This is a genomic window from thiotrophic endosymbiont of Bathymodiolus puteoserpentis (Logatchev), assembly GCF_900127505.1.
GTDB lineage: Bacteria > Pseudomonadota > Gammaproteobacteria > PS1 > Pseudothioglobaceae > Thiodubiliella.
The window spans coordinates 1-1,758 of the sequence record NZ_UEXF01000007.1 but is presented as its reverse complement, the minus strand read 5'-3'; the positions used below and the strand labels follow the sequence as shown (position 1 = coordinate 1,758).

Here is a 1,758-nt window from a genome sequence, read left to right as displayed (position 1 = left end):
TTTTTTTGGACTTTATGAAAAAATACAGGTAGTTTTGAAAATATTTTTGAAAAAATCTAAAAATTAAAATTAGGGTGGAGAATTATGAGTTATGCAAAAGTCTCCCACTGTAATTCGCAAAGCTCATCATATGTAATGCCAAGGCTGAAAGCCAGATTTCTATTTGAACATTCTTCTTGGATTGCTTCAAGTTCGCGACTACTCATGATTTATATGTTTTCCTCTTTTTTAATGAATTTATGCGCGTCAGTTTATTTCAGAACATAACGCCAGAATCAGATGACGCTTTAAGCGATCAGCTGGATTTTTTTTTGAGTAGTATAAGGCATTATTACCCTGATACGCTGTATTAAAAATAGGGTCTTAACTAGTCAAGATCCTTATGATATATTACATTTGCATTTGTTGCATATATTAGATGATATCTCATCATATTCTCTTTCTGGAGCAGGGGAGCCAGTTCTTGTCCCGGTATCGGCGGTAGTACTCGGTATACTCGGTAAAGCCCTCGGTCCACCAGTTGCCCCACCATTAAGTGGCTCATGTATTTCATCAATATTAGAATAAATATTTTCACCATTAGCAGAAGTATTTTCACTAACATTAGAGTTAACATAAGTATTTTCACCAATCTTAAAGTTTTCATAAGGATTTCTACTATAGTTAACATATGTATTTTCATGAGAAGCTATCCCACTTTCATTAATTTCAAAGTAAATATGTTCCTCAACAGCTTGTACTTGATTTGCTGGAAGCAGATTACGCACTTCAGAAGGAGTCAAGTATCCACTTTCAGACATTTCGATTGTATCTGTATCTGTATTTGTATTTGGAGTGTTAGCCGACGAATTTAATCTTTTGAATATAGAATAACCAATCGGTGAAATAGCCATTGCAGAAAATATGGAAATAGGTACCGCCCATTCAGCTGTCGATAGTTCTGTGTCATCTTTTGGTATAACGCACTGTAGTTCCTTTTCTTCTTTTGCTAAACCAGATGGCTCTGTAAATAAATTATCTTTTCCTGCAACTGATAATCTTCCCATAGGGAGAGGAGGGTTAATCTTAAACTCATATCCTGCTTTGCATTTACAAGTTCCGGTTTTAGTGTCATTTGAATATGAATAAACTGATGATGTAACTTCATATATTAAATCTTTATTTTTAATCTTACATTCAGTGCCTAACACATTAAAACTGCCAACAAACAGCAAACCTAAGACATGCAATTTTATTATTTTCATTTTTTTCCTAATTATAAATACTTGAATTCACATCATAAATGCAATACTCAATTAGTCGGCCAAAGGGTATATTAAACACCCTTAATCCGACAAGACAAAGGAGTGAAACATGCAAAAAAATATACACAATTGACCTACGAACAAAGATACCATATTTACCTGCTAAATAAACAAGGATACAACCAAACTTTTATTGCCAAATCAATGAATAGAAATAAATCAACTATTTCTAGAGAATTATCTCGCAATACTGGCAAAAAAGGATCTCTCTCACAAACAAGCCAACAGGCTTGCTTGTGAGAGATATCAAAAAAAGAACAAAGCCATAAGACTCACTGCTGAAGTTAAGCATTACATCAGTGAAAAACTAAAAGTATAAAGCCCCAACAATTTCAGACAACAATCTCCAATTACTTAGTCGCCCCTTAAAAACCCACTCCAAACAAACCAAAACCACCCATTTTGCCAACCATCTAAATCAACAAAACTGCTTTTTATCCAGCACCACAAAAAA

2 protein-coding genes are annotated in these 1,758 nt (G+C 33.9%); one reads left to right on the top strand and one right to left on the bottom strand.

Translation table 11 applies throughout. The annotated features are described in order from the left end of the window. Positions 1–380: 380 nt before the first annotated feature. Positions 381–1,244, bottom strand: coding sequence for a hypothetical protein (locus BHECKSOX2_RS00145; RefSeq protein ID WP_139681965.1), 864 nt, complete (start codon positions 1,242–1,244; stop codon positions 381–383). 102 nt (positions 1,245–1,346) lie between these two features. On the opposite strand from BHECKSOX2_RS00145, the gene BHECKSOX2_RS00140 reads away from it, so the two are divergent. Beyond that, a complete protein-coding gene (locus tag BHECKSOX2_RS00140) occupies positions 1,347–1,544 on the top strand; it encodes a helix-turn-helix domain-containing protein (protein ID WP_180323586.1) in 198 nt (65 codons plus the stop codon). Positions 1,545–1,758 lie beyond the last annotated feature (214 nt).